The organism is Embleya sp. NPDC001921 (assembly GCF_053594475.1).
The window spans coordinates 199699-223653 of record NZ_JBSFEO010000006.1; the positions used below are offsets into that span (position 1 = coordinate 199699).

Annotated in this window: 20 protein-coding genes; 10 read left to right on the top strand and 10 right to left on the bottom strand. The window is 71.8% G+C overall.

Annotation, left to right across the window (positions count from 1 at the left end):
- Window positions 1–77 precede the first annotated feature (77 nt).
- On the top strand, window positions 78–524 hold the full coding sequence (locus ACWCPW_RS09535) for a DUF3598 family protein (RefSeq protein ID WP_449760989.1): 447 nt from the start codon (window positions 78–80) through the stop codon (window positions 522–524).
- Between the two features lie 154 nt (window positions 525–678).
- Here ACWCPW_RS09535 and ACWCPW_RS09540 read toward each other — a convergent pair whose 3' ends face one another.
- From ACWCPW_RS09540 to ACWCPW_RS09550, 3 genes are all read right to left on the bottom strand, one after another.
- Window positions 679–1824, bottom strand: coding sequence for an ABC transporter substrate-binding protein (locus ACWCPW_RS09540; RefSeq protein WP_449760990.1), 1146 nt, complete (start codon window positions 1822–1824; stop codon window positions 679–681).
- 113 nt (window positions 1825–1937) lie between these two features.
- Entirely contained in the window at window positions 1938–2810 is an 873-nt protein-coding gene (locus tag ACWCPW_RS09545) for an ABC transporter permease (RefSeq protein WP_449760991.1), read from the bottom strand.
- The gene (locus ACWCPW_RS09550) at window positions 2807–3703 is read right to left on the bottom strand and encodes an ABC transporter ATP-binding protein (RefSeq protein WP_449761109.1); all 897 of its coding nucleotides are present in this window, start codon (window positions 3701–3703) and stop codon (window positions 2807–2809) included. Before ACWCPW_RS09550 ends, ACWCPW_RS09545 begins: the two co-directional genes overlap by 4 nt.
- 421 nt (window positions 3704–4124) lie before the next feature.
- Between ACWCPW_RS09550 and ACWCPW_RS09555 the strand changes: the two genes are divergently transcribed.
- The 3 genes from ACWCPW_RS09555 (at window position 4125) to ACWCPW_RS09565 (ending at window position 6893) form a co-directional block, all read left to right on the top strand.
- A complete protein-coding gene (locus ACWCPW_RS09555) occupies window positions 4125–4742 on the top strand; it encodes a TetR/AcrR family transcriptional regulator (RefSeq protein ID WP_449760992.1) in 618 nt (205 codons plus the stop codon).
- Window positions 4743–4804: 62 nt separating this feature from the next.
- The gene (locus ACWCPW_RS09560) at window positions 4805–6304 is read left to right on the top strand and encodes an MFS transporter (RefSeq protein ID WP_449760993.1); all 1500 of its coding nucleotides are present in this window, start codon (window positions 4805–4807) and stop codon (window positions 6302–6304) included.
- Between the two features lie 154 nt (window positions 6305–6458).
- Entirely contained in the window at window positions 6459–6893 is a 435-nt protein-coding gene (locus ACWCPW_RS09565; protein WP_449760994.1) for a VOC family protein, read from the top strand.
- Between the two features lie 292 nt (window positions 6894–7185).
- Here ACWCPW_RS09565 and ACWCPW_RS09570 read toward each other — a convergent pair whose 3' ends face one another.
- Window positions 7186–7752 (bottom strand): CGNR zinc finger domain-containing protein, encoded by a 567-nt coding sequence (locus ACWCPW_RS09570; protein WP_449760995.1) that lies wholly within the window; start codon window positions 7750–7752, stop codon window positions 7186–7188.
- A gap of 38 nt (window positions 7753–7790) precedes the next feature.
- Here ACWCPW_RS09570 and ACWCPW_RS09575 point away from each other — a divergent pair, with 38 nt between their 5' ends.
- The gene (locus tag ACWCPW_RS09575) at window positions 7791–8732 is read left to right on the top strand and encodes an EamA family transporter (RefSeq protein ID WP_449760996.1); all 942 of its coding nucleotides are present in this window, start codon (window positions 7791–7793) and stop codon (window positions 8730–8732) included.
- Between the two features lie 260 nt (window positions 8733–8992).
- Here ACWCPW_RS09575 and ACWCPW_RS09580 read toward each other — a convergent pair whose 3' ends face one another.
- Window positions 8993–10462 carry a hypothetical protein gene (locus ACWCPW_RS09580; RefSeq protein ID WP_449760997.1) on the bottom strand — a complete coding sequence of 490 codons (1470 nt, stop codon included), beginning with the start codon at window positions 10460–10462 and terminating at the stop codon, window positions 8993–8995.
- A 315-nt stretch (window positions 10463–10777) separates the two neighbouring features.
- On the opposite strand from ACWCPW_RS09580, the gene ACWCPW_RS09585 reads away from it, so the two are divergent.
- Window positions 10778–12106, top strand: a complete 1329-nt coding sequence (locus ACWCPW_RS09585; protein ID WP_449760998.1) for a hypothetical protein — start codon at window positions 10778–10780, stop codon at window positions 12104–12106.
- A 149-nt stretch (window positions 12107–12255) separates the two neighbouring features.
- Complete coding sequence (locus ACWCPW_RS09590; protein WP_449760999.1) at window positions 12256–12756, top strand: hypothetical protein; 501 nt, start codon at window positions 12256–12258, stop codon at window positions 12754–12756.
- Between the two features lie 72 nt (window positions 12757–12828).
- Here ACWCPW_RS09590 and ACWCPW_RS09595 read toward each other — a convergent pair whose 3' ends face one another.
- Together ACWCPW_RS09595 and ACWCPW_RS09600 are read right to left on the bottom strand one after the other, a co-directional pair.
- Window positions 12829–13851, bottom strand: coding sequence for a nitroreductase/quinone reductase family protein (locus ACWCPW_RS09595; RefSeq protein WP_449761000.1), 1023 nt, complete (start codon window positions 13849–13851; stop codon window positions 12829–12831).
- 54 nt (window positions 13852–13905) lie between these two features.
- Entirely contained in the window at window positions 13906–14496 is a 591-nt protein-coding gene (locus tag ACWCPW_RS09600) for a TetR/AcrR family transcriptional regulator (RefSeq protein ID WP_449761001.1), read from the bottom strand.
- Window positions 14497–14723: 227 nt separating this feature from the next.
- On the opposite strand from ACWCPW_RS09600, the gene ACWCPW_RS09605 reads away from it, so the two are divergent.
- The 3 genes from ACWCPW_RS09605 to ACWCPW_RS09615 all read left to right on the top strand — a co-directional run bounded on the left by ACWCPW_RS09605 (window position 14724) and on the right by ACWCPW_RS09615 (window position 20514).
- Window positions 14724–15398, top strand: a complete 675-nt coding sequence (locus ACWCPW_RS09605) for a hypothetical protein (protein ID WP_449761002.1) — start codon at window positions 14724–14726, stop codon at window positions 15396–15398.
- A gap of 354 nt (window positions 15399–15752) precedes the next feature.
- On the top strand, window positions 15753–18020 hold the full coding sequence (locus tag ACWCPW_RS09610) for a protein kinase domain-containing protein (RefSeq protein WP_449761003.1): 2268 nt from the start codon (window positions 15753–15755) through the stop codon (window positions 18018–18020).
- Window positions 18021–18132: 112 nt separating this feature from the next.
- Window positions 18133–20514, top strand: coding sequence for a protein kinase domain-containing protein (locus ACWCPW_RS09615; RefSeq protein ID WP_449761004.1), 2382 nt, complete (start codon window positions 18133–18135; stop codon window positions 20512–20514).
- A 21-nt stretch (window positions 20515–20535) separates the two neighbouring features.
- Here ACWCPW_RS09615 and ACWCPW_RS09620 read toward each other — a convergent pair whose 3' ends face one another.
- The 3 genes from ACWCPW_RS09620 to ACWCPW_RS09630 form a co-directional block, all read right to left on the bottom strand.
- Entirely contained in the window at window positions 20536–21486 is a 951-nt protein-coding gene (locus ACWCPW_RS09620) for an endonuclease/exonuclease/phosphatase family protein (protein ID WP_449761110.1), read from the bottom strand.
- A 293-nt stretch (window positions 21487–21779) separates the two neighbouring features.
- Window positions 21780–22238: an SRPBCC family protein gene (locus ACWCPW_RS09625; protein WP_449761005.1), complete on the bottom strand. Its 459-nt coding sequence runs from the start codon at window positions 22236–22238 to the stop codon at window positions 21780–21782.
- A 137-nt stretch (window positions 22239–22375) separates the two neighbouring features.
- Window positions 22376–23626, bottom strand: a complete 1251-nt coding sequence (locus tag ACWCPW_RS09630; RefSeq protein ID WP_449761006.1) for a sensor histidine kinase — start codon at window positions 23624–23626, stop codon at window positions 22376–22378.
- Window positions 23627–23955 lie beyond the last annotated feature (329 nt).

A 23955-nucleotide genomic window follows, 5' to 3' on the forward strand; every position in this document is an offset into this window, starting at 1 on the left:
CGAACGCTCCGCCGCCGGGCACCACCGCGCCACCACTCCTCGACACCGAACACCCACCGGGAAGGGACCGCGCTCGCATGGGAATCCGCGAAGAGATGACCACCCTCGTCCGACACGAGGGCGAGTGGGAGGGCACCTACGTCTACATCGACGAGGACGGCACGGTCACCGACCGGCACCACGCCCGCCTGACGTGCGCGTTCCCCGACGACGGCGCCTACCCGTACCTGCAGACGAACCGGTACCGCTGGGACGACGGCCGCTCCGAGGAGTTCCTCTTCCCGGCCACCTACAAGGACGGCCGGATCCATTTCGACACCGAGCGGATGAGCGGCCACGCGTGGGATGTCGACGACCGGATCACGGTTTTGACCTGGACGTACACCCACGACCCCTCGGGCTGTTTCTACGAGATGATCCATCTTTCCGAGGACGGCAACGCGCGGTGCCGGACATGGCACTTCATCCAGGACGGTCGGTGCACCCGACGCGTCCTGATCAACGAGCGCCGCATCCTCCCTTGATCGGCGGCCAGTTCCCGCGATCGACGCCGCGGGACCCGGGGACGCCGACGAACCGCGGGAGATCGTTCGACACCGGGGCCCGGATCGAACGCGGCCCGCCCGGGCGGGAAGGCAGCGTTCGATCCGATGCCGCCCGGGTGAGCGGCCGGGGCGCTCAGGGGCCGGTGTGGCCCACGGCCTCCGCGTAGAAGGAACGGTCGACGAGCTTGTCCTCCGGCAGCGCCGGCGCCTCGACCACCTTGCCCTCGATGTACATCTTCTGCACCCGGTCGGTCGTGCCGCCGCGGATCTCCCAGTCGACCACCTGCGCGGGCACGGACTTCAGCAGTTCGGGCTTGCTGCCCAGAGTCGTCGCCAACTCCTGGACGAAGGCCGGGTCCTGCTTGTAGTCGCCCGCGAAGTACGTGTTCACGGTGCGGATCAGCGCGCGCAGGAACGCGACGCCGGCGTCCCGGTTCTTCGCCAGGAGGTTTTGCCCGTAGAGCATTCCGCCGAGCGGCTCGCCGACCGGCTGACCGCCCAGGAAGGTGTACTCGGGCTTGCCCTCGAAGTCCTTCCAGATCGGGTCGAGCAGCCAGGCTGCGTCGATGCCGCCGTTCTTGAACGCCTCGGGCACGCCCGCGCCGTCCAGTTGCTGGAAGGAGACGTCGGTGGGCTTGGTCTTGTGCTGGGCGAGCACGCTCTCGATCGGGTACATGATCACCGACGTCTTGCCCACCAGCGTGCCGAAGCGCGCGTTCTTCAGGTCGACCGCGTCCCCGGTCTTGCCGTCCTTGACCCGGGCCCAGACCCCGGTCTTGGATGCGGGAGCCACCGAGTAGTTGCCCGCGACCCACTTGATGTCGAAGCCCTGCTTGACCGCGTTGACCATGCCCGCCTCGGGCGCCGAATACAGCACGTCCACCTGGCCCTTGGCGAGCAGCGTGATCGCGTCGGTGGCCGGCATCTGTTTCAGCTCGACGTCCAGGCCTTCCTTGGCGAACTCGCCCTTGGCGATCGCGGTGCGCAGCGGGCCGAGGTATTCCGCCGACAACGATCCCGCCGTCACGGTGATCTTCGCCTTCTGCGCGAGCGGCTTGGCGGCGGGCGAACCCGCCGCGCAGCGCGCGGGCTTGCGGGTCGGGGCCAGGTCGGCCGGATCGGTCCAGGCGTTCTCGCATCCCGCGACCGCCTCGATCGGGCGCTTGGGCTGCGGGGTCTTGTCCCGGTCCGAACCGGAGTCGGCGGAACCGCCGCATCCGGCGAGCAGCGTGGTGCACGCCAACAGTGCGGTGGTCGTCAGGAATCCGCGTCTCGCCATGATGTGCCTTTCGGGGTCGGTGCGCCGAGATGTGGTCGGGGCGGCCGCGCACGAGGCGGCCCGGCCGGGGTGGTGACGTCGCGTCAGCGCCGCGTCGGGGTGGTGACGTCGCGTCAGGACTGCCCGGGGCCGCGGTCGCGCGGTGCCCACGGGGTGCACAGTCGGCCCACGTAGCGGATCAGCTCGGAGAAGAGCACGCCGACGATCGCGACCACGATGATCCCGACGAACATCGCGCGGTTGTCGAAGAGTTGGCGGGAATTGAAGATCACATAGCCCAGGCCCTTGTTGTCGGGCGAGGCGATGCCCTCGGAGGCGATGATGACCAGGACCGCGACGCCCGCCGAGATCCGCAGGCCCACCATCACCTGCGGCAGCGACGCGGGCAGCAACACGTGTCGGAACATCTGCCAGGGACCGGCGCCGAAGACCGCCCCGGCCTCGCGGTAGCCGTCGGGCACGGCGATGACCGCGGCCATCGTGGCGATCCAGACGAAGAAGAACACCGTCACCGCGACGAGCGCGATGTGCGGCGCCTCGCCGAGGCCGAACATGGTCATGAAGATCGGCAGGAGCGCGAGCTTGGGCACCACGTACAGGGCGTCCAGGGTGGGTTCGAGCGCGGCCCGCACCAGCGCGTTGGTACCCATCAGGAGGCCGACGACGAATCCGCCGAGGGCGCCGATCGCGTAGCCGGGCAGCACCCGGGCCAGCGTGGCCCACACGTCCGGCCACAGCTTGCCGTCGGTGGCGTCGGTCCAGCCGTCCGCCACGATGGTCGAGGGCGCGGGGTAGAGCCGGTCGTCGATCCACCCCTGGCTCGCAGCGAGTTGCCACCACAGCAGGAGTACCACGGGGACGGCGACGGCCATGCCGATCTCCAGCAGCCGCCGTCGCGTCCGCGCCCGGCCGGGGTCGCGTTCGGCGGTGCCCGGCTCGCGGACCAGCACCCGGATCGGCGCGTTCTCCTTTACGGTGACCGTCACGACGCGACCTCCTCCTTGTCCTTCTCCTGGTCCCTCTTCCGGTCCTGCTTCTGCTTCCCGCCCTGCTTCGCGTCCCGGTCGCGGTCCTGCTCCCGGTCCGTCTCCTGTTCGCGGGTGGACGTCGTCTCGACCTCCCCGCGCAACAGTTCCCACAGTTCGGCCTGCATCGCGGCGAACTCCGGTGACCTGCGCACCTCTCCGGTACGCGGGCGGGCGAACGGCGGTACCCGCTCGGCGATCAGTCGACCCGGGCGCGCGGACATCACCAGGACGCGGTCGCCCAGCACCAGCGCCTCCTCCAGGCTGTGCGTGACGAACAGGACGGTGCGCTTGTCCGCCTGGCAGATTTCCAGGAGTTCGTCCTGCAGGATCGTCCGCAACTGCGCGTCCAGGGCCGCGAACGGCTCGTCCATGAGCAGGATTTCCGGCTCGACGGCGAGCGCGCGGGCGATCGACACGCGCTGCTGCATCCCACCGGACAGGGCCGCGGGATAGCGGTCGGCGAAGTCCGCGAGGCCGAGTCGACCCAGCCAGTCGCGCGCTCGCGCGTTCGCCTCCTTGCGGGGCACCCGACGCAGGTCCAGGCCGAACCGAACGTTGGCCAACACCGTCTTCCACGGGCTGATGCCGTAGTTCTGGAACACCATCGCGGCGGGGTTCGCGGTCGCCGCCGTCACCTCGACCCGGCCCGCGGTCGGCTTGACCAGCCCGGCCACGATCCGCAGGAACGTGGACTTGCCACACCCGGAGGGGCCGACGATGCAGCAGAACTCTCCGGCGTCGACGTCCAGATCGAGTGGGCCGAGCGCGTGCACCCGGCTCGCGCCGCGACCGAATCGGCGCTCGACCCCTGCGGCTCGGATCCTGCCGGCCTGCGCGGCCGGTTCGGGCAGCTCCTGGCCCACGTGTCTCACCCCTGAAGTCCGTGCGGTCCGTGCGGTCGGTGCAATCCGTCGATCCGTCGATCCGTGCGTCCGGTTGTCCGTGTGCGTCCGTGCCCGAGCACACCCGGTGTCCCCACCGGAGTCGATCATTCCGTTCGACCGGCGTGACGATATGACGATGCGTCAGATTTCTCAATCGATCGAATCGACAAGATGACATTGATCATGAGATGTGTCCGCCACGAGACCTGACGGAGTCTCGGGCGTGCTCGACAACATCGTTTTCGCGTGGGCTCGACGACGCGCGATTCCCGGCCGGGGAACCGGCGTTCCGGCGGCATGCTATCGAAACGGTTGCGTTTCGATAGCGATACCTCTAGCTTTGGCGAAACGAAGTCGTTTCGCTGATTCACGGACGAGGTACCCCCGCATGCGCATCATCGACTCGACCGGGACCACCGACTCCGGGCCCTCCGGCCGGCGTTCACGGCTGACCCTTGAGCGCGAGGCCGAGTTGTACGTGGCCACGCTCGACCTGCTCCGCGAGACGGGCTACGCCGCGTTGACCATGGAGGCCATCGCCGCGCGGGCCAAGGCCAGCAAGGCCACCCTGTACCGCCAGTGGCAGAGCAAGCCGCGCCTGGTCGCGGCGGCGCTGCGGCACAACAAGGGCGCGTCCCTGGTCGGCCTGGACACCGGTTCGCTGCGCGGCGACCTGTACGAAACCGTGCACCGGATCGCGTACGGCGCCGCCCCCGACACCGCGCTGCTGGCGAGTGTCGCGCACGCCATCCTGGGCGACCCCGAACTCGGCCTGGCGGTACGGGAAGCCATCGTCGATCCCGAGTCGGAGGTGCTCGACCGGGTGATCGCGAACGCCGTCGCGCGCGGCGAAGTCGCCCCGGACAACCCGGCGAGGGGCCTGCTGGCACACCTGCTGATCGGCGCGGTGACCGGCCGACCGCTGATCGAGGGCTGCATCGCCGACGAGGAGTACCTGCGCCGCTACCTCGACGCCGTCGTCCTCCCGGCGCTACTCCGGCACTGAACCGCCGGCCGCCGGCCGATCCCGAAGCGCGTCCTCTCCCACCCGACAGGAGCAGTTTCGCCATGCCACAAAACACCGCCGCCCCGGCCGTCGCGCCACCGGACCCGGCCACTGCCGCCACCGTGCCCCGCCGCTGGTGGATCCTCGCGGTGATCGCGCTGGCCCAGGTCACCGTCGTCCTGGACGCCACCATCGTCAACATCGCCCTGCCGTCCGCCCAGCAGGACCTCGGCTTCTCCGACGGCAATCGCCAATGGGTGGTCACCGCCTACGCCCTCGCGTTCGGCAGCCTGCTGCTGCTCGGCGGCCGGATCGCCGACCTGTTCGGCCGCCGAAACGCCTTCCTGATCGGCCTGTTCGGCTTCGCCCTGGCCTCCGCCGCGGGCGGCGCCGCGCCGAACTTCGAGGTGCTGGTCGCCGCCCGCGCCCTCCAGGGCGTCTTCGGCGCACTCCTCGCCCCGGCCGCGCTGTCCCTGCTCACCACCACGTTCACCGACCCGGCCGAACGCGCCAAGGCCTTCGGCGTGTTCGGCGCCGTCGCCGGCGCGGGCGGCGGCGTGGGACTGCTCCTGGGCGGCGTACTGACCCAACACCTCGACTGGCGCTGGTGCCTGTACGTCAACCTGATCCTGGCCGGCGTCGCCATCGTCGGCGGAGCCCTGCTGCTGGGCAGGCACGAACGCGCCGCCGACCGCCCCCGGCTGGACCTGCCGGGCACATTGGCCGTCTCCACCGGTCTGTTCGCGCTCGTCTACGGCTTCTCGCACGCGGAGAGCGCCGGTTGGCGTGACCCGATCACCTACGGCTGCCTGATCGCCGCCGTCGTACTGCTCGCCGTCTTCGCCCGCATCCAGACCGTCGTGGCCAACCCGCTCCTGCCGCCGCGCGTACTCCTGGACCGCGACCGGGGCGCCGCCTTGATCGGCATGCTCGTGGCCGGCGCCGGCATGTTCGGCATCTTCCTGTTCCTGACCTACTACATGCAGCAGACCCTGCACTACAGCCCGGTGCGGACCGGACTGGCCTTCCTGCCCATGGTGTTCGGCATCATGCTCACCGCGACCGGCGCGACCGTCGTCCTGTTGCCGCGTTTCGGGCCCAAGCCGATCGTGCCGACCGGAATGGGCCTGGCCGCGCTCGCCCTGCTCCACCTGACCCGCCTGGACCTGGACAGCGCGTACGCGAGCGACCTGATGCCCGGCCTGATCGTGTTCGGCGCGGGTGTGGGGCTGGTCATCGCGCCGTGCATGAGCGCGGCCACGTTCGGCGTGCGGGCGCAGGACTCCGGGGTGGCCTCGGCCGCGGTCAACACCGTGCAGCAGGTCGGCGGTTCGGTCGGCATCGCGCTGCTGAGCACGCTGTCCGCGTCGGCCGGCTCGGACTACCTGACGGACCATCGCGCCGGCCCCGAGACCTTCGCCCGCGCGGCGCTGGAGAGTTACGCGACCGCCTACCGCTGGTCCGCCGCGTTCTTCGCCGTCGGCCTGGTCGCCACGGCCCTGCTCTTCCGCCGCGGCGCCCCCACCGTCGAACCGAACGCGGCCCCCACCGTGCACATGTGATCCACAACCCGAGGGCCGCTCGGGCAAGTCCCGTCCTGCGACCGGAGATCGGCGCCGGAACCCATGGCCGCGCCGCTCCGGCGCAGCGGCGAGGTCCCGCGCGGCGATGTCGCCCGGGCTCCCTGTGGCCGGCACACGCCGCTACGGTGGACCGATGGCATCGATCAAGAAGTTCCAGGTCACCTTCGACTGCGCGGAACCCGAGCGCGTCGCCCGTTTCTGGTGCGACGTGTTGGGGTACGTCGTACCGCCGCCTCCGGAGGGCTTCGCCACCTGGGACGATTTCCATCAATCGCTGCCGCCCGAGCGCCGGGGTGCGGCCTTCGTCTGCATGGATCCCACGGGTGAGGGCCCACGCATGTATTTCCAGCGTGTCCCCGAAGGCAAGGTCGTCAAGAATCGGGTGCACCTCGACGTGCGGGCCGGCACCGGGCTCGTGGGTGAAGAGCGCCTGGCCACACTCGAGGCCGAGTCCGCACGACTGGTCGCGCTCGGCGCGGTGCAACTACAAGTACTGCGTGCCGATGCCGAGAACGAGTCGTGCATCGTGATGCAGGACATCGAGGGCAACGAGTTCTGTCTCGACTGAGCGGCCGCGAACGTGTCCTCGTTCCGCCCCCCATGGGCCCGGCCATCGAAGGCGGCCTGCGGCCCGGCCCTCGGGCGGAACGAGGCACGATGGGGGCGTTCGGCTCACGACCGAGCCATCGGACCGACGGGCGACACCGCTGAAGCGGCCTGCCCGACACACCGCCGCGACCCACCGAGGTAGGCCTTCCGGCAGCCCAGGGCCGGCGGCGACGTACCCGACGAGCGGCGAGGCCGCACCGTTCACTCGTGCGTGCGAGCCGTCGGACCCATACCCGCAGGGGCACCGCAGGTCAGGTCGCCGTGTTCGGCCCGTCCGCGGGCCGGCGTGCACCGAGGCGGGCGCGGTAGGCGGCCACCGCGTTGCGGTTGGCGCACGCGGTGCTGCAGTAGCGGCGCGAACGGTTGCGGGTGAGGTCCAGGACGATGCCCCCACAGCCTTCGTCCGCGCACACGAACAGGCGGGACAGCTCGTCGACGCGCACCACGTCGGTCATGGCCATCGCGGTCTCCACGACGACGCGGGTCGCCAGGGGCGCGTCGGAGGACACCGCGTGCAGATGCCAGTCCTGGTCGTCGTGTCGAACGAGCTGCGGAAGCGCGCGAGCGTCGGTGAGCATCGTGTTCACCAGACTCGCCGCGTGGTCGCGGTCGGCGGTCAACAACTCGCGCAGAACCGGCCGCAGCCCGCGCATGCTCGCGAGTTCGGCGGCATCGCGATCCCGGCGCCCGGTGTAGCGATGCTCGGCGTACCACGAGTCCAATTCCTGCACGGTGGTCAGGGTGTCCGACCCCTCCGCGCTGTTGACCAACGCCACGGCCGCCTGCAGGTCGGACTCGGTGTCATGACCAAAAATCATTTTGACATCTTACATCTTCCCTCTTACCGTCATAGTCTATGACCCATGTAGTCGATGACACGTTGCGTGTACGCACCTCCTCCGGTGCCCTCGGCGGCGGCCTGTTCCTCGCTCTCGTCTCCGCGACGTCCTTCGGCATGTCGGGGTCGTTGGCACGAGGACTGCTCTCGTCCGGGTGGAGCCCGGGCGCCATCGTGCTGGCCCGGGTCGGCATCGCCGCGCTCGTCGTGGCGCCGTTCGCGGTCGCGTCCCTGCGCGGACGCCTGCGGCAACTGCGCGCGCAGGCGCCGACCGTGCTGGTGTACGGCATATTGGGCCTCGCCGGCGCGCAGTTCTGCTTCTTCTCCGCGGTCGCCACGATGGACGTCGCGCCCGCGTTGCTGATCGAGTACACCGCTCCGGCGGCCGTCGTGGTGTGGTTGTGGGTGCGTCGCGGTCAGCGCCCGCGCCCGTACACCCTGGCCGGCGCCGGCCTGGCAGCCGTCGGCCTGGTACTGGCCGTCGACCTGCTCTCCGGCGCCGACCTGGCCTGGTCGGGCGTGGCCTGGGCGCTCGCCGCGATGGTGGGCCTGACGGCGTACTTCCTCATCGCGGCGGACACCGACACCGGGCTGCCGCCGGTGGCCCTGACCGGCGCCGGTCTCGTGGTCGGCACGGTCACCCTCGCCGCCCTCGCGGCCGTCGGACTGTTGCCGATGCGCGCCACCCTCGAACCGGCTTCCTACACGACCGGCAGCACGCCGTGGTGGTTGCCGGTGCTCCTGCTCGGTCTGGTCACCGCCGCCTTGGCCTACACGACGGGAACCGCAGCGAGCCGCCGCCTCGGCTCACGCACCGCCTCGTTCGTCGCCCTGCTGGAAGTCGTCGCCAGTGTGGCCTTCGCCTGGCTGCTGATCGACGAGGCACCGACCGCGTCCCAGACCGCCGGCGGCCTCCTGATCATCGGCGGCGTCGTCCTGGCCAAACTCGACGACCGCTGACCGCTCCCCGAACCCGCCCCCTGGCCCCCGCCGACTGGACCACCATCTCCCCCACCTCGCCGAACCACACCCGACCCGGATCTTCGCCCCGGCGCCCGCCCCCGCGCCACCCGCAGGCTCACACCCCCCGCGCGTGACCTGCCGGTGAAGCCGCGGATCGATCCGTCGCGAGGGCGAGTGGCCCGGTCACCGGCCGGCCACCCCGCGCCGGCCCCGGTCCCGGTCCCGGGCGGTCGGCAACTCGCACCACCCGCCGGTGTCTACGCGAGCGGTTTGGCACCGAAGACGAAGATGCCGTCCTTGGTGCTCACCACACCGTGCCCGTCCGCGGTCATCCTGGGGAACAACTCGCCCGGCACCCCTTCGGGCAGCACGACCTTCCTGGTCCGAGCGTCGACCACGAGCGGATCGCCGGCGCGCGGATTGTCGCCGTTCATGCTCCCGCTGGGGCTGTAGCCGCGCTTGCTCGCGTACAAGGCGCCGTTGACCACCACGAACGACTCGATCGGCAACTCGCCCTCCTTGGGCTGCTGCCACACGGTCCGACCGGTCCTCAAGTCCCATGCCGTGCTTCGCACTTCGCTGCCGGTGCCGGCCGCGACGAGCATCAGCGACTCCTCGCGGTCGACGATCGCGCGGTAGTAGCCGCTTGCGACGCGCGGTCCTTCGTGGACGAGGTTTCCGGTCGCCAGGTCGTACAGCCCCCACTGCGTCGCGAAGCTGAAGCTGCCCTTCGAGCCCGCGTCCCAGGCGATGACGATCTTGTCGCCATCGATCATCCGTACGATCGCCGGCGCGTGAGCGCTGGTCGTGGACGCCTCGGGGGTGCCGGCGGGCCTGCGTACGCTCGCGGTCGTCCACTTGCGCTGCCCGGTGGCGATGTCGGTGGCAACCAGGTGCTTCACACCGTCCCTGTCCGCCTTGTCGTAGGAGAACAGCAGGCCGCCGAAGACCTGCCTGTCCTTGCCGCCGTCGAAGTCGGCGATGTTCTGCTCGACCGTCGCACCCGCGGAACCTCCTTGCGCGGGGCGCGCGTTCACCGTGGCCTTGGAGCCGTCGTGCACGCTACGCAGCACCCATCCGTCGACGACGGTCTCCGTGGTGTCGGCGTCGCCGTCCTCGGGAAGCGCGACCCTTCCCACTTCACGGCCGTTCTCGTCCAGTGCCAGCCACACCGTGGTGCGTTTCGCGGTGCTCAACCCGTCGGACTCGAGCTTTTCGGTGTAGACGGCGTACAGCACCGGACTGCCTGCCCACGTTCCCACCACGACCCGGCCGCGCAGGTTCACGGTCGCGCGGACCGCGCCGCTCTCGGCGTCGCGCAGTTCCACGGTGTTCCAGTCCCCGACAATGCTGTCGGCACCGGGCCCGGGTGTCGATTTGGGCGCGTTCGCGGCCGGTTCGGTACGCACGAGCGCCACCGTGTTGCCGACGATCCGCGCTTCGGCGGGCCCGGTGACCTTGCCCGTCGAGATGTCGACCTTGGCGCCGTTCTTGCCGCCGACCGCGGACCAGAGCGGCTTGTCGGTCAGACCCGGCAGCGCGGGCCCGGCGTACGCGGGGCCGTTGCGTACCGTCGCACCGCCGCCCGGTGCGCCGTCCCCGGCGGTCGGGGCATCGCTGTTCGCGCCGGCCGGGCGGCGCTCCTCCGCGCCGTCCCCGTCGCCCGAACACCCGCCGAGGGTGAGAGTGAAGGCGACGGCACCGGCGAGGGCCACGTTCCTGGACATCAACCGCACGGCTTCTCCGAGTTCGTCAAGGGCCGCGAAAGCACGCGAACAGAACAGGTGGCGGCACAGGGCCGGCCCGACAGTGAGCGAAGGAAGGAAGGACGAAGGGGGAGTGGCGCCGCACACCGCGACGCCCCGTCCGCAGTCCAACCGATCTGGAGCTTGCCACGATCGAGTGATGGAGAGGCCGTTCATCGCCCCCACCACGTGTCTGTGACCTGGCGTGATGTGTCTTCCGCGACGGATCGAAACAGATCGGGCGCGGACCTGCGGCAGAATCGGTGCTCGCCTACGCGATGGGACGGGGACTCGAGCATGAGCGACACCGGTACGGGCGGTTCCGCGGACGCGGACGTCGCCGGGGATACGAGCGGTACAAGCGCCGACGACGAAGTGTCCGCCCACGCCGCTGCCGTGCGGGCGGAACAACACGTTGCCCGTCTGCTGCGAGAGGCCCAGAACCGCGCCGTCGCGCACGGCGCGGTTCCCGAGCCGCGCAAGGGCAGCGTCAAACCCCGGCGTCCCGGGTCGCTGCGTCATATCGCGGCGGTCGTCATCGAGTTACGCCTGTACGACCTGGCCGTGTCACCGACGGACGGCCCGGACCACAACCCGATCGACCAGGCCCTGAAGGGCAGGCCCGGCCGCGTCGCCAACGTCGACCTGGTCCTCGCCGTCGCCCGCGCCTGCCATCACATCGCCGGACAGGAGTTCGGTGACGCCGAGGCCCGGACGTACACGGCGGCGGCCCGGCATGCCGACGCGCTCCGCAGGAGGGCGGAGATCGCGGCCAAAGCCCGTCCGCTCGACCCGACCGGCAACCCACCGGGACGCCCGCTCGCGGGTGCGACCGCAGGCGCGGTCACCGAACCGGCCGCCGGCGGCGGGGGCGTTGCCGGGCCCGACCTTCCCTCGGACGGATCCGCGGGTGGATCACCGGAGCGAGGAGCGGGTGCCTCGCCGGACGGAGGGGCGGGTGCCTCGCCGGACGAATCGTCGAATGCCTCACCGGACGGAGGGTCGGGTACCTCGCCGGACGCGTCGCCCGAGGGCACCGCGACCACCGCGTCGAGACGACGCCGAACGTCTCGACTCACCGCCGTTGCCGCGTTCGCCGCCGTCGCGGCGGCATCCGCGGGGATCACGTGGTGGGTCGCCTCGGGAGACTCGGACGCGAGGCCGTCGAGTTCCGCCGACGCGCGATCCATCGCGACACAGCGCATCGACCCGGTCTCCGAGTCGGGGCCGACCGTGCTCAGTTGCCGCGACGGTGTCGTCGACGCCGGCATCATCGAATCCCCCGCGACGGTGTTCGTCGACAGCCAGGCCACGATGGTCCTGCCCACTCTGGACTTCGACACCATGAACGGCTCGGCCCGCTACCTGAGTCACCAGGGCCGCAAGTACTACTGGGGCCGGGCCGGGTCCGACGACCACGACCCGCACTCCGGCGGCGTACGCCTGCTGTGGCGGCTCGACGGCGAAACCGCATGGCACGAGTGCCGCAAGGCGCTTCCCACGGAGGAACGCGACTACGTGCGCACACCGGCCGTACCGACGGTCATCAACAACCGTGCCGTCACCGTCAAGATCTGCCTCTGGCGAGACGACCCGTACCTGGAGAACTGCACCCGAGAGCTGTAGCCCCGGCTCCCACGCGGGCCGACGGCCTGTACACCCGAAAAGATCGCCCGGCGACGCGCGTGAAAGTACGCACGAAGTCGGATGTGCCGGGGAGGCCTCGGCGTCAGACTCGAACGTCGACGTGACGTCAAGGGCGGGGAGATCGACACATGGGCGAGACAAGGCCGACGATCGAGTGGAGAGCAGCCGGCGCGGCGCTCGTCGTGGCGACCGGTTTGCTCGCTGCCGCGTGCGGCGTCGGGAGCGGAACGGGTGACGCGGAGAAGGCCGAACTGGCGGCCCACCGCTGTGAACCGCTGAGTTCGAGCACGTCGGACCTGTCGGCGGCGTTCCCGAGGCTGGGGCCGGTGGTTTCCGCCGACTGGTGTACCCAGGCTCTCGGGCCGCCCGACACGGCACGTCTGACGGTGCCGGGACCGCACGACTGGGAGTACTACGGCGTCGTTCGTCTCGCGGACACCACCGCCGCGGAGGCATGGGGGCCATGGCAGCCGACCGGCGAACCGGAGATACCGAAGATGCCGGTCGGCTTGCGCTCGCTCGTACCCGCACACGGCCGGTGGTCGTACAACGGGGCGGGTGTCTACCTGGATCGCTCCTCCGCGACGGTCGTGCTCGGCGGGGCGCCCGCGGACCCGATCCAGCCCTGACGGCGATCACCGTCGCCTGGGCCCTCGCCGCGACGACACGGGATGCCGCGCGACGACGGACCGGGCCGCGCGTCAGGCCGCGCGGGCGAGGTCCACGCGGACGGTTGCCGGAGTCGTGGCGAACTTCCGCAGCGTCCGCGCGTGACGGGTCGGGAACGCGGCAAGGCGAGCCTCCACGTCGTCGTCCGGCACGAGTGCCGCGACGCCGGGGAGCCAACGCCCGCGCAGATGCACGCGTACGTGGGGATCCGCCATCAGGTTGCGGACGTACCCCGCCCGCGGGCCGTGCTCGGCGACCAGCCACAGCACGGAGTCCGGGTCGCGGCGTACGCCGACCACCGTCCGGCGGCGACGCCCCGTGGTCCGCCCCGTCGTCTCCAACACCGCGTGGTGGGGGAGCACGCCCGAGCACGCCAGTGCCCGCATCGGCGGGTTGAGCACCCAGCGTTGCAGGCGGCCCATGCGGACCTTGCGGTGCCGGGCGTCGGCGTCGTCGAGGGCCGCCGCCTGAGGCTCCGTTGCCGGTGCGACGGTCATCGGGCCCGCGCCCAACACCCGGCGGCTGACGACGGGTGCGTCGGCCGCGCCGCCGCGTACGCGCCGCACCGCCGGGGCGTGCAACGTGCCCCACACCAGGAACGCGACGCCCGCCGCGACCTGTGCGGCGCCGCCGGTGACCGCCTCGGACCACGCGAACTCGCGTGCGGCGACGCACCACAGGACGCCGGAGCCGCCGATCACCACGGTGTCCACGACCACCGTGGCGCGTAGGTGGGCACGGGACTTGCGGCGTCGGCCGACGCGGGCCCGCAGCACGCGCTCGCCGACCCGGCCGAGGCGCGTGCCGTGCGCGAGGGCGTGCCAGACGACGAACAGGGCGACCATGGCCAACCCCGCGACGACCGCGGCCGGACCGCCGCCCCAGTCGACCAGGAACCCGGGCCACGCCGAGGCCGTCCAGGCCGCGCCGACGAGGGCCCATGCGATGCCCTCCCAGCGCAACGTCTCGGAACGGGAGGCGTGTGTGCGGCCGGTGGCGTCCGAACCGCACGAGGGGGTGCGGGTGCCGTCCGAGAGTGCGCGCGTCATTGTCATACCGATTAACATAACGACCGTCATATCAATCGGCAATGCCGCATCTCCGACCAACTACGTTGCCCCGCCGGCGACTTGAAGATCATCGAGGCGCCTCGCCAGACGCCGCGCACCCCGGTCCAGACGCTCGCGGTCCCCGGTCGCCAGCAGGTCGAGCAGCATGCCCGCGAGCGCCGACGCCGCGACCGTGGCCTCCGCCTCCGCCTCCTCGCGCTCCATACCGACCCGCACCAGGTCACCCGTCAGCAGATCGACCCACGCGGACATCAGCCGCGCCCGGACATCCCCTGGCAGCAGTTCTTTCAGGCGCGGGATCGTCAACGCCTCGAACACCAGTCGTACGCGCGCCAGATGCGCGGGCTCCGCGACCCAACCCCAGTACGCCGCGACCACCGCGCCCACCCGACCGTCGGCGTCCGCCATCGCCCCGCGCGCCGTCGCGGCCTGCTCGGCCTCCACGAACTCCAGTACCGCGCGCAGCAGTTCCTCCTTGGAGCCGAACTGGTACGTCAGCGTGTACGTGCTCACCCCCAGTGCGCCCGCCAGCGGTCTCAGCGAGAGGTCGCCGAGTCCCGTACGCGCCAGCTCGTCCACGACCGCGCTCAGGATCTCCGGTCGCCGCTCGGGGTTCGGTTTGCGTCCCATGCGCGGAAAATACCGGACCGTCGCGACGCCCCGGCGGGCGGTGAGCCGCAAGCCGCCAGGAGCCCGCCCGGTCCTCCCCGCACCGGAGTGCGGCCACCGGCCCGGCCGACCCGGGCAGTTCCCGGACAAGGGTCTGGCTCGAACTCCGGTCCATCGGGCACGCTTAGACTCGAAGGCGCGGCGCGGCACGGGGCTCGCCGGGCAAGGGGACAAGCGTGAGGAACCGGATGGACTCCCAGCCGGCCGACGGGTGGACGCAGAATGACGAATACCTCTGGTACACCTGCGACATCGTGGCCGATGCCGTCACCGGCCAAGCGCACCGCCGCCCGCTGGTGGCGAGCACGGCCCGGATCGACGCCGGGGAGCGCGTGCTCGCGACCGGGCCGGGGGATCAGTTCAGGCTGCGCGCGGTGGGCAACGGCAGTTACCGCAGCACCGGCGTGGCCGCGATCGGCAAGCCGGGGTTCGTGGTGGGCGCGCTGGCCCTGAACGCCTTGGGCAACGCGGCGCGCCGCAAGCGTGCGCAGCAGGACACCGTCCCCCGCTGGGTGCACGACGGCGGCGGCGAACTGACCATCACGCAACTGTCGGCGTACCTCGCGCATCCCCGCAATCCACTGAGCCTGGGCTTCACCGGTCTCGACCAGATCGACCTGCCCGAGCCCGGCATCTTCGAGGCCCGCTACCACGACATGTACGGCAAGGGGTACGTGTGCGTGCGCGTCACCACCCCGTGGGCGTCCCTGATGTTCGCCCTGGCGGCCCTGGCGGCGTTCCCGTCGCACCCCCGGCTACTCGGCGGCACGTGGCTTCCTCCGGGTTTCGAGGCACGCTGCGCCCACTTGGGCCGAGCGGTACGCCCCGTCCGGCAACTGGTGCTGAACCAGGGCCGGGGCTAGCAGCAAAACGCCGAGCGCCCGACGGCCGAGCACCAGGCCGCGGAGGTCTTCCCGGTCGTGTTGGTGCTCCGTGAGAGGCCCTGGACGACGTCCCTCCCCCAGGCAGCCCGCGTCCGGGCCGCGCCGTGAACGCCGTGCGTCGTCCGCCGCCGGATCAGGCCGGCCGGGAGAGGTCGCGGTGCGTGTCGCGAGGTCCCTCACGCACACCCGCGCGGGGGCGGTACGGGGGAGAACAGCGCCCGCTCGCGCGGCCCGACACCGTGACGCGCGGGCTCGCCCGGAGCGCGCGGCGGGGGCGGCACACGAAGATCATCGAGTGGGTATGGTGACGTGCTGCCGCTGAATAGGGGAACCATGGAGTTGTCGGGCGCCGCCGATCCGCGGCGGGTCGGGCCCTACGCCGTGCTCGGCCGGCTGGGTGCCGGCGGCATGGGCAAGGTGTACCTGGGCCGTTCGGCCGGCGGACATACCGTCGCGGTCAAGGTCATCCGTCCCGAGTTCGCCGACGACCCGGTGTTCCGGGCACGCTTCGGCCAGGAGGTGGCGGCCGCCCGGCGGGTCTCCGGTGCCTTCACCGCCCCGGTCGTGGACGCCGACCCCGACGGCCCGATCCCCTGGATGGCAACGGCGTTCGTGCCCGGCGTATCCCTGTCCGCGGCGGTCGCCCGGCACGGGGCGCTGCCCGAGGCGTCGCTGCGCATGCTGGTCGCCGGGCTGGCGGAGGCGCTCGGGAACGTGCACGCCGCCGGCCTCATCCACCGCGACCTCAAGCCCTCGAACGTCCTGCTCGCGCTCGACGGGCCACACGTCATCGACTTCGGGATCTCGCGCGCGGCGGAGGGCACCTCGCACACCCGCAGCGGCGCGGTGGTCGGTTCGCCCGGCTACATGTCGCCCGAACAGGCCCTGGCACAGCCGCTCACGCCGATCGGCGACGTCTTCTCGCTGGGCGCCACCGCGTATTTCGCCGCGACGGGGCTGCCGCCGTTCGGAACCGGCAACGCCGCCGCGCTGATGTTCCGCGTCGCCGGCACCGAGCCGGACCACGCGCCGCTGGCCGGACTCGGCGAGCCGCTTCGCGCGTTGATCCTGCGCTGCCTGGCCAAGGATCCCGCCGCGCGGCCCGATCCGGCTCGGGTGGTCGCGGACATCGAACAGCACGGCGCCGACGTGACCGCCGGAAGTTGGCTGCCCGCGCCGCTGACCGCCGACATCATGGCGGTCCGCACGTCGATCCTCACCGCCCCCACGCCCCCACCCACGCGAATACCCCCGACCTCCCCGTGGGCGCCACCCCACCCATCGCCGCAAGCCCCCGCTCCAGGCCCACGCGGGATCGGTCGCCGCGCCCTGCTCATCGGCACCGCGAGCACCCTCACGGTTGCCGGGGGTGTCACCGCCGCCCTGCTGTCGACACGGGGCGGCGGCGCCGAGAACACCGGCCGGAAAACCGGGGCAGGCCCCGATCCGAAATCCGCCCCGTCCGGCCCGACCGCCCCGCCCGGCCTCGCGACGACGCCCCTGACCGCACCCGACGCCGTCGTCCGCAAGATGCCGAACCTCGCCACCGCCTGCACCGGCCTCGTCCTGAGCGACGAGGTCCTGGTCAGTTTCGGCCTGCTCGACGCGACCGGCCTGGCCCTGGACGCCAAGGTGCGCTGGGCGTCGATCGGAGCACAGCCCGTCCGCAGGCCCTGGGACCGGCCCGCGGTCGTGCACAACGGCACCCTCTACCTCTTCGGGTCCGTCGCGTCCGCGGACGTCCTGAGCCTGCACGCCGTGGACATCGCGACCGGAAAGCTCCGCTGGTCGGTGCCGGCCCCGGTCGCCGGCTGGTCCCTGGGCAGCGTCGCCGGACTCGTCGGCAACACCGTGATCGTCGCCGGCAGCGCCGATCCCGGCACGTCGCAGCAAGGTTTCGTGTGGGCCGTCGACACACGCACGCGCGGCACGCTGTGGCAGCAGTCCGGCGACGATCTGAAGGTGGTGCTGCTGGTCCCGCCCAGTTCCGAGACGATGATCCTGGCGGGCGGCGCCGGCGACCTCGGCCGCTTCGACGACGAGGTGGTCGCGTTGGATCCGGCGACCGGCAGGCGTGGCTGGCGAAACCGGGTGCCCGGCGGCTCCTTCTCGACCTTCGGGAGCACGACGGCGTGCTTCGCCGGCGGTGCCTACGTGTACGCGGGACCCGCGCTCACCGCGGTCGACCCGCTCAGCGGCAGGACGCGGTGGACCTTCAGGGCCACCCCCAACGGGAACGACGCCTTCGGCGGGCCGGTCGCGAGCCCGGACGGCAGAACCGTCTACGTCACCTGCGCCTCCGGTCTCGTCGCCCTCGACGCGGCGACCGGAACACCGAAGTGGGCCACCGCGCCGCGAAGCGGTTCACTCGAGGAGCGCGGCTCGGCCTCGGCCGGGATCCGGATCGCGGACGGCAACGTCTACGTGGCGGACGACCGGGCGAACCTGTGGGCCGTGGACGCCGAGACGGGCAAGGGACGGTGGAAGTACACCGACCCCGTCCAGAACACGATCAACGTCCCCTTCACGGCGGTCGGCGGCGGCCGGCTGTGGGGGGCCAACGACACCTCGCTGGTCGTCGTCGCCGCGAGCGGGGCGTAGCCGCCGACCCGCCACACGACCGGCGCGATCGGCCCGGGCAATCCGCGAACCGTACTCGAACCCCCCGCCACTGCCCGGGTGTTCACGAACAAGAAGGTGATGGCTACCGGCCATGGAACAGCTCGACGCCTCGGACCCGCGGCGGGTCGGCCCGTACGTCCTGCTCCTTCCGCTCGGTTCGGGCGGCATGGGCAAGGTCTACCTGGGTCGCTCCGCCGCCGGACGCGCCGTCGCGGTGAAGGTCATCCGCGCCGACTTCGCCGCCGACGAGCACTTCCGGGACCGGTTCCGCGCCGAAGTGGCGGCCGCGCGGCGGGTGTCCGGCGCCTTCACCGCACCGGTCGTGGACGCCGACCCCGACGGCGACCCACCGTGGATGGCAACGGCGTTCGTCTCGGGCCTGTCGCTGTCCGACGCCGTCCGGCGCCACGGCCCGCTGCCCGAGCGGTCGCTGCGCATGCTGCTGGCCGGGCTGGCCGAGGCGCTGGTCCGCATCCACGCGGCGGGCGTGGTGCACCGCGACCTCAAGCCCGGCAACGTGCTGCTGGCTCTGGACGGCCCCCATGTCATCGACTTCGGCATCGCCCGCGCACTGGACGCCACCTCCTTCACCCGGGAGGGCACCATCGTGGGATCGCCGGGGTACATGTCGCCCGAACAGTCCCTGGGACGGCCGGTGACCGCGGCGAGCGACCTGTTCGCGCTCGGCTCGACGATGTTGTACGCCGCGTCCGGGCAACGGCCGTTCGGTGAAGGCCCGCCCGCCGCCGTGCTCAGGCGCGTCGTCGGCGATCAGGCCGACACCACCGTGCTGCCGTCCTCCATCCGGGACATGGTGGCGGCCTGCCTGGACAAGGACCCCGCGCGGCGTCCGACGCCGCACGCGCTCATCGACTTCGTCAGCCGCGACGGGGACCACCCGGACACCCCGAGTTGGCTGCCGGAGGCGCTGACGCGCGACATCGGCCGCGCGGCCGACGTCCTGACGGGGTTGCCGGCCTCCTCGGGCGCGGCGAGCGAGGGGAGGACCGAACATCCGGCCGTGCACACGGTCACGCGGTCGAGCGACCGGCCCGTGTCGTCCGTTCCCCCGCCGCCCGGGATGTACCCGCCACCGGGACCGCCGGCGCCGGACCGGCGGCAGCCCTCGCGCAGGCGGCTGATCCTCGGCTTGGCCGCGGGCACGGCCGTGGCGGTGTCCGGCGGCGCGGCGGCCGTCCTGCTGTCGCGGAACGACGGTTCGGGCAAGAAGAGTGCGGCCGCGACACCGTCCGCAGCCCGCTCCGAATCCGCGTCACCGCCCGCCGCCCCGGCACCGCCCGCGATCGTTCCGCACCCCCCGCTGCCCGCGCCCACCGGCCGGAAGGGCGTGCTCGACGGACCCGCGGCCGCGACCAAGTGGACGGCGACGGCCGGCGGCCCGATCACCGACCTGGCCGTGTACGGCGGTTCGGTCATCGCCTCCGGCACGAACGGGCGGGACGCGTTCGACACCGGCGCGGGCAGACCGCGGTGGACCCTGCCCCTGGCCGTGGAGTGGACCGAGAACGACGGTTTCGCCGCCGGAAACGACCAGACCGCCTACCTCACCGGAAGCGTGACCGGCGGCGGGCGAAACGTGCTGAGCGCCGTCCAGCCCGGCACCGGAACGCAACTGTGGACACTCCCGATCCCACGTCGCGAATGGTTCCCCCACGGCGTGGCCGGCGTCGTCGACGGCACCGCCTTCGTCGTCGGCCGGGTGGTCGTCGGTTCCGGGGCGCCCGCCTCCAGGTTCGTGTGGGCCGTCGACCTCGCGACCCGGACCGGTCTGTGGGAGGCCGTGGGCGAGGACGTCTCCGGGTTGTTCGTGCCCCCGCGCGGCCCGAACCTGCTGGTGCACGGCGACGGGAGACGGGGCCCGGACGGGCAGCTCATGACGCTCGACGCGACGCGCCGGGGCGCGCGCGGCTGGACCAAGGCCCTGCCGCCGGTGTCGTCGTCGGCGTACGCCGTTCCGCGCGACCGCCGGGTCCCCGTGTGCTGGGCGGGCGACGGCTTCGTCTACTGCGCGGACCGGGTCCACCTCGTCGAACCGGGCAGCGGAAAGCAGGTGTGGGCCTTCCCCGCCGCCGCGGCCGGCGAGGTCTTCACGGACTGCGCCTCGGACGCCGACGGCGGTGCGGTCTTCGCCACCACGCAGACCACGCTCTACTGCCTCGACGCGAAGACGGGCGCGCCGCGCTGGCGCAGCTCGATACCCGGCGGGTCCGCGAGGCAGCCGGTGTTCACGGCCGAAAGTGTCCGGGTTCGCTACGACTTCGGCAACGTGTACGTCGTCGACCCCGCCGGAACACTGTGGGCGGTCGACGCGGCCACCGGGGCGACCCGGTGGAAGCACCCGTTCCCGGTCCCGTCCACCGCGGCCGGTGTCGACCCGGTCCTGGCGGCCGGCGCGGGCACGGTGTTCATCGGTCACGGATTCGGAATCACCGCGATCGACGCGGCCGGCTAGCCGGACCCGCGACGTGAGCCGTCAGTAGTCCAGGCGGGCGACCACGGGAGCGTGGTCGGAGCCGGGTGCGCCTCGTCGTTCGCCGGGCTGACCGTTGACCGACGGCAGCGGGCCGTCCGCGCCGGTGAAGACCTGGTCGGTATCGACGCGGGCGAGCAACGCGTGGCTGACCAGCAGGTGGTCGATGAGTTCGCCTTGTCCTTCGAAGACACGGGAGAAGCGCTGCTTCTCGGGGATGAGCGGGGCGAGGTTCCACAGCCGGGCCGCGTCGCCGTTGTCGGGCTTGGTGAACCCGCCCGTGCCGATCTGGGAGCCGGGCGGTCCGTACAGGATCTGGGTGGTCGCCGCCTGCGGGGTGTCGTTCAGGTCGCCCATCACCACCACGTCCCGGGTGCGTCCGTCGCCGTCGAGGAGCCCGTCGGTCAGCGCGCGCATGGTCGCGGCCTCCGCGCCTCGCCGCCACAGCGCGTAGGCGGCGTAGCGGGCGCGTTCGCCCTCGTCGCGGGGGCTGTGTCGATTGCCGGGATAGGTGAGCAGTTTCGACTTGAGGTGGCACACCGCCGCGAGCAGGGTGTGCCCGGTCTTCGGGGTCAGCCTCACCGCGAGGCCGCCGCGGCCCATCGCGTTCTGTGGCACCCCGGTGTCCTGGGTCTGCAGCGGCGTGAACTCCGCCGGGAACGCGGTGACGTCGGCGACCACGGTGAGGGGCTTGCGGCTGAGGAACCCGACCCGGATGCGACGCTTGTCCGGGTGCGCGGACAGCGCGGTGTGCCACTGGCCGTCCAACAGGTCGACCAGCGCGTCCAGCGCCTCGGGGTTGCCGACCTCCTGCAGACCGAGCAGGTCCGGCGCGAGGCGGTTGATCGTGTCCGCGAGCGAGGCCGACTTCGCCTGGTAGGCCGCTTCGTCCTTCGGGCCGTCGGCCTCCCCCGCGAGGAACAGGTTCTCCACATTCCAGGTGGCAATCGTCAGCTTCACTTGCGGCTCCCGGACGACGCGATCCACGGGCACGGCACTCGCCCCTGCCCGCACAGTGTCCCCACCACATCTCGCGCGGACGCCCAGGACCGCCGGACCACGACCCGGTGTTCACCCGAATGTCGGCATCGTCGCCGAAATCGATCGAGAGCACCGAGCCCCGGCCGCCTACACCGCCACCCCACGCCCGGGCGGAACCCGGCGCGGGAGGATTCAGTGCGTGGAGAGGTCGAACCAGCCCCGGGAATCCGACATGCGGAAGTGGTTCGGGCCCAGAGCCCGCCTCGTCAGGCCGCCAGGTGCCGTGCCGGCAGGTTCCAACTGGAGTCGAAGCCCAAGTGGGCGCCCTCGCCCCGGAATTGCTCGGGAACGTCGGTCTGGCGCAGGGTCAGACGGGTACGGCCCTCGCCCAGGTCGGTGAGGGTCAGTTCCTGCCTCATCGCCTCCCCGGGAACGTGGAAGGCGAGCCTGTGCGGTGCGACGACGTCAAGGTAGACGCCGTTGAAAGGAATCTCCATGTCGCCCATGACCATGGTGAGTTCGCAGCGCCCACCCGTCCGCGGCTCGAGAGTGACGCTCTCGCGCGGCACGGACAGCCCCTCGGGCGCGAAGAACGTCACGATCCGATCCGGGTCGGTGTACGCGGCGAACACCTCCTCACACGGCGCGTCGAACTCACGCACGAAGGTGACCGTACCGTCGCCGTCGTCGGTCATCGTGGTCGCCAGAGCGGTGTTCCCGGTCATGACAAGCTCCTCGAATCCTGGTGGTGTCCCGTGCTTTCGAAACGTAGACCCGCGCACCGACACGAACTCGTCGCAACCCGCCGCGGAACTTTCCCGAGCCGCGGCACACCCCTCTCGAACGGATGCCGGCACCGCGCTCAGCCCCAGGGCAGGTGGGCGCGTACCTCGAAGCCGCCGTCCGGGGTGGGGCCGCAGGCGAGGGTGCCGCCGGCCAGGGTGGCGCGTTCGGTCAGGCCGATGAGGCCTTGGCCGGAGCCCGGCACGTGCGGCACCTCGCCCGGCGGCGCCGGGTTTCGCACGCACACGGTCAGGCCCTCGCCCGGTGCGCCCGCGACCGTCACCGCGGTCTCGGCTCCGGGGGCGTGCTTGCGGGCATTGGTCAGCGCCTCCTGGGCGATGCGGTAGGCGGTACGGCCGACGGAGGCGGGTACGGTCTCCGCGTCGGTCACCTCGTGGGCCAGCGTGATCCTCATGCCTGCCTCGCGCGACTCGGCGACCAGTCCGTCCAGCGCGGCGAGCGTCGGCTGGGGCCGACCGCCGGGATCGTCGGCATCGCCCGTGCGCAGCACACCGATGATCTCCCTGAGGTCCTGCAGTGCCTCGTGGGCGCTCTCCCGGATGACGCCGGCCGCCCTCGCGACCTGCTCGCGCGGCGCGTCCGGCCGGAACTCCAGCGCGCCGGCGTGCACGCTCAGCAAGGTCAGCCGGTGCGCGAGGACGTCGTGCATCTCGCGGGCGATGGCCTCGCGGGCGAGGCGCTGCGCCTGCTCGGCCCGCAACCGCGCCTCCGCCTCGGCGCGGCGGGCCCGGTCCCGCAGGCTGAGCATGAGTTGCCGCTTGGCGCGTACGAACATGCCCCAGCCGATCACCGACAGGGTCAGCAGCACGGCGAACACGACGACGCCGAGGTACGACAGATCGGGATCCGGACGCAGCCGGTAGAACACCGGGATCAACGCGAGTTGCAGGCCGCCCACCCAGGCCACGTACCGGAAGGGACGGTGCACCGTGAGGGTGAACAGCGCGATGAGCGCGGCGCCGCCCGCGGCGGTGGAAACAAGACCGACGGGGATCATCGCGACGGCCAGACCCAACGGCCACCGGCGGCGAAACCAGACCGCGCCACATGCCAGAGCGCCCAGCGCCAGGTCGGCGACCACGAGGCCGCGTGGCAGATCCGACTCCTCTTGCAGCGAGGCGGCGGCGGCGAAGCCGATGGCGACGGCCACCAGGAAACCGCAGACGTCGACGATCCAGTCACGGGCCGTGCGGCGGGATCGGCCCTGTCCACCCGCGTCGGGATCGAGCTCGTCCACCACCGCGGACGGCAGCCACCACCGCCGCTCGCCGAACGCCCGTGGTTCCGGCACCGTCGTGTCATCTTTCATGGTCGACAAAAGTACGCAATGGTCGTGCGTCCAGTGGCTCGGCCTCCCGACACCTCCGCCCGACGACACGCGCGGCGAGACACGGACCGCGCACGCCCGGCCGGCGATACACCGCGCCGAGTTCCGTGTCCCGGGGGCCCGTTGCGCCCGGATGCGCAACTGCTCGAGGTATCCGCACAGGTTGTCCGGGCGCGTCTTCTCAGCGGGAGTCACCCGTTCGGTCACTTCTCCCCGCCGCCTTTTCCATGGCACAGTTCCTCCGGTTTCTCGCGTCTCGCGAGAGCCGGTTCCCCAGTTCGGAGGGATGAACGGTCATGCGGGTGTTCGCG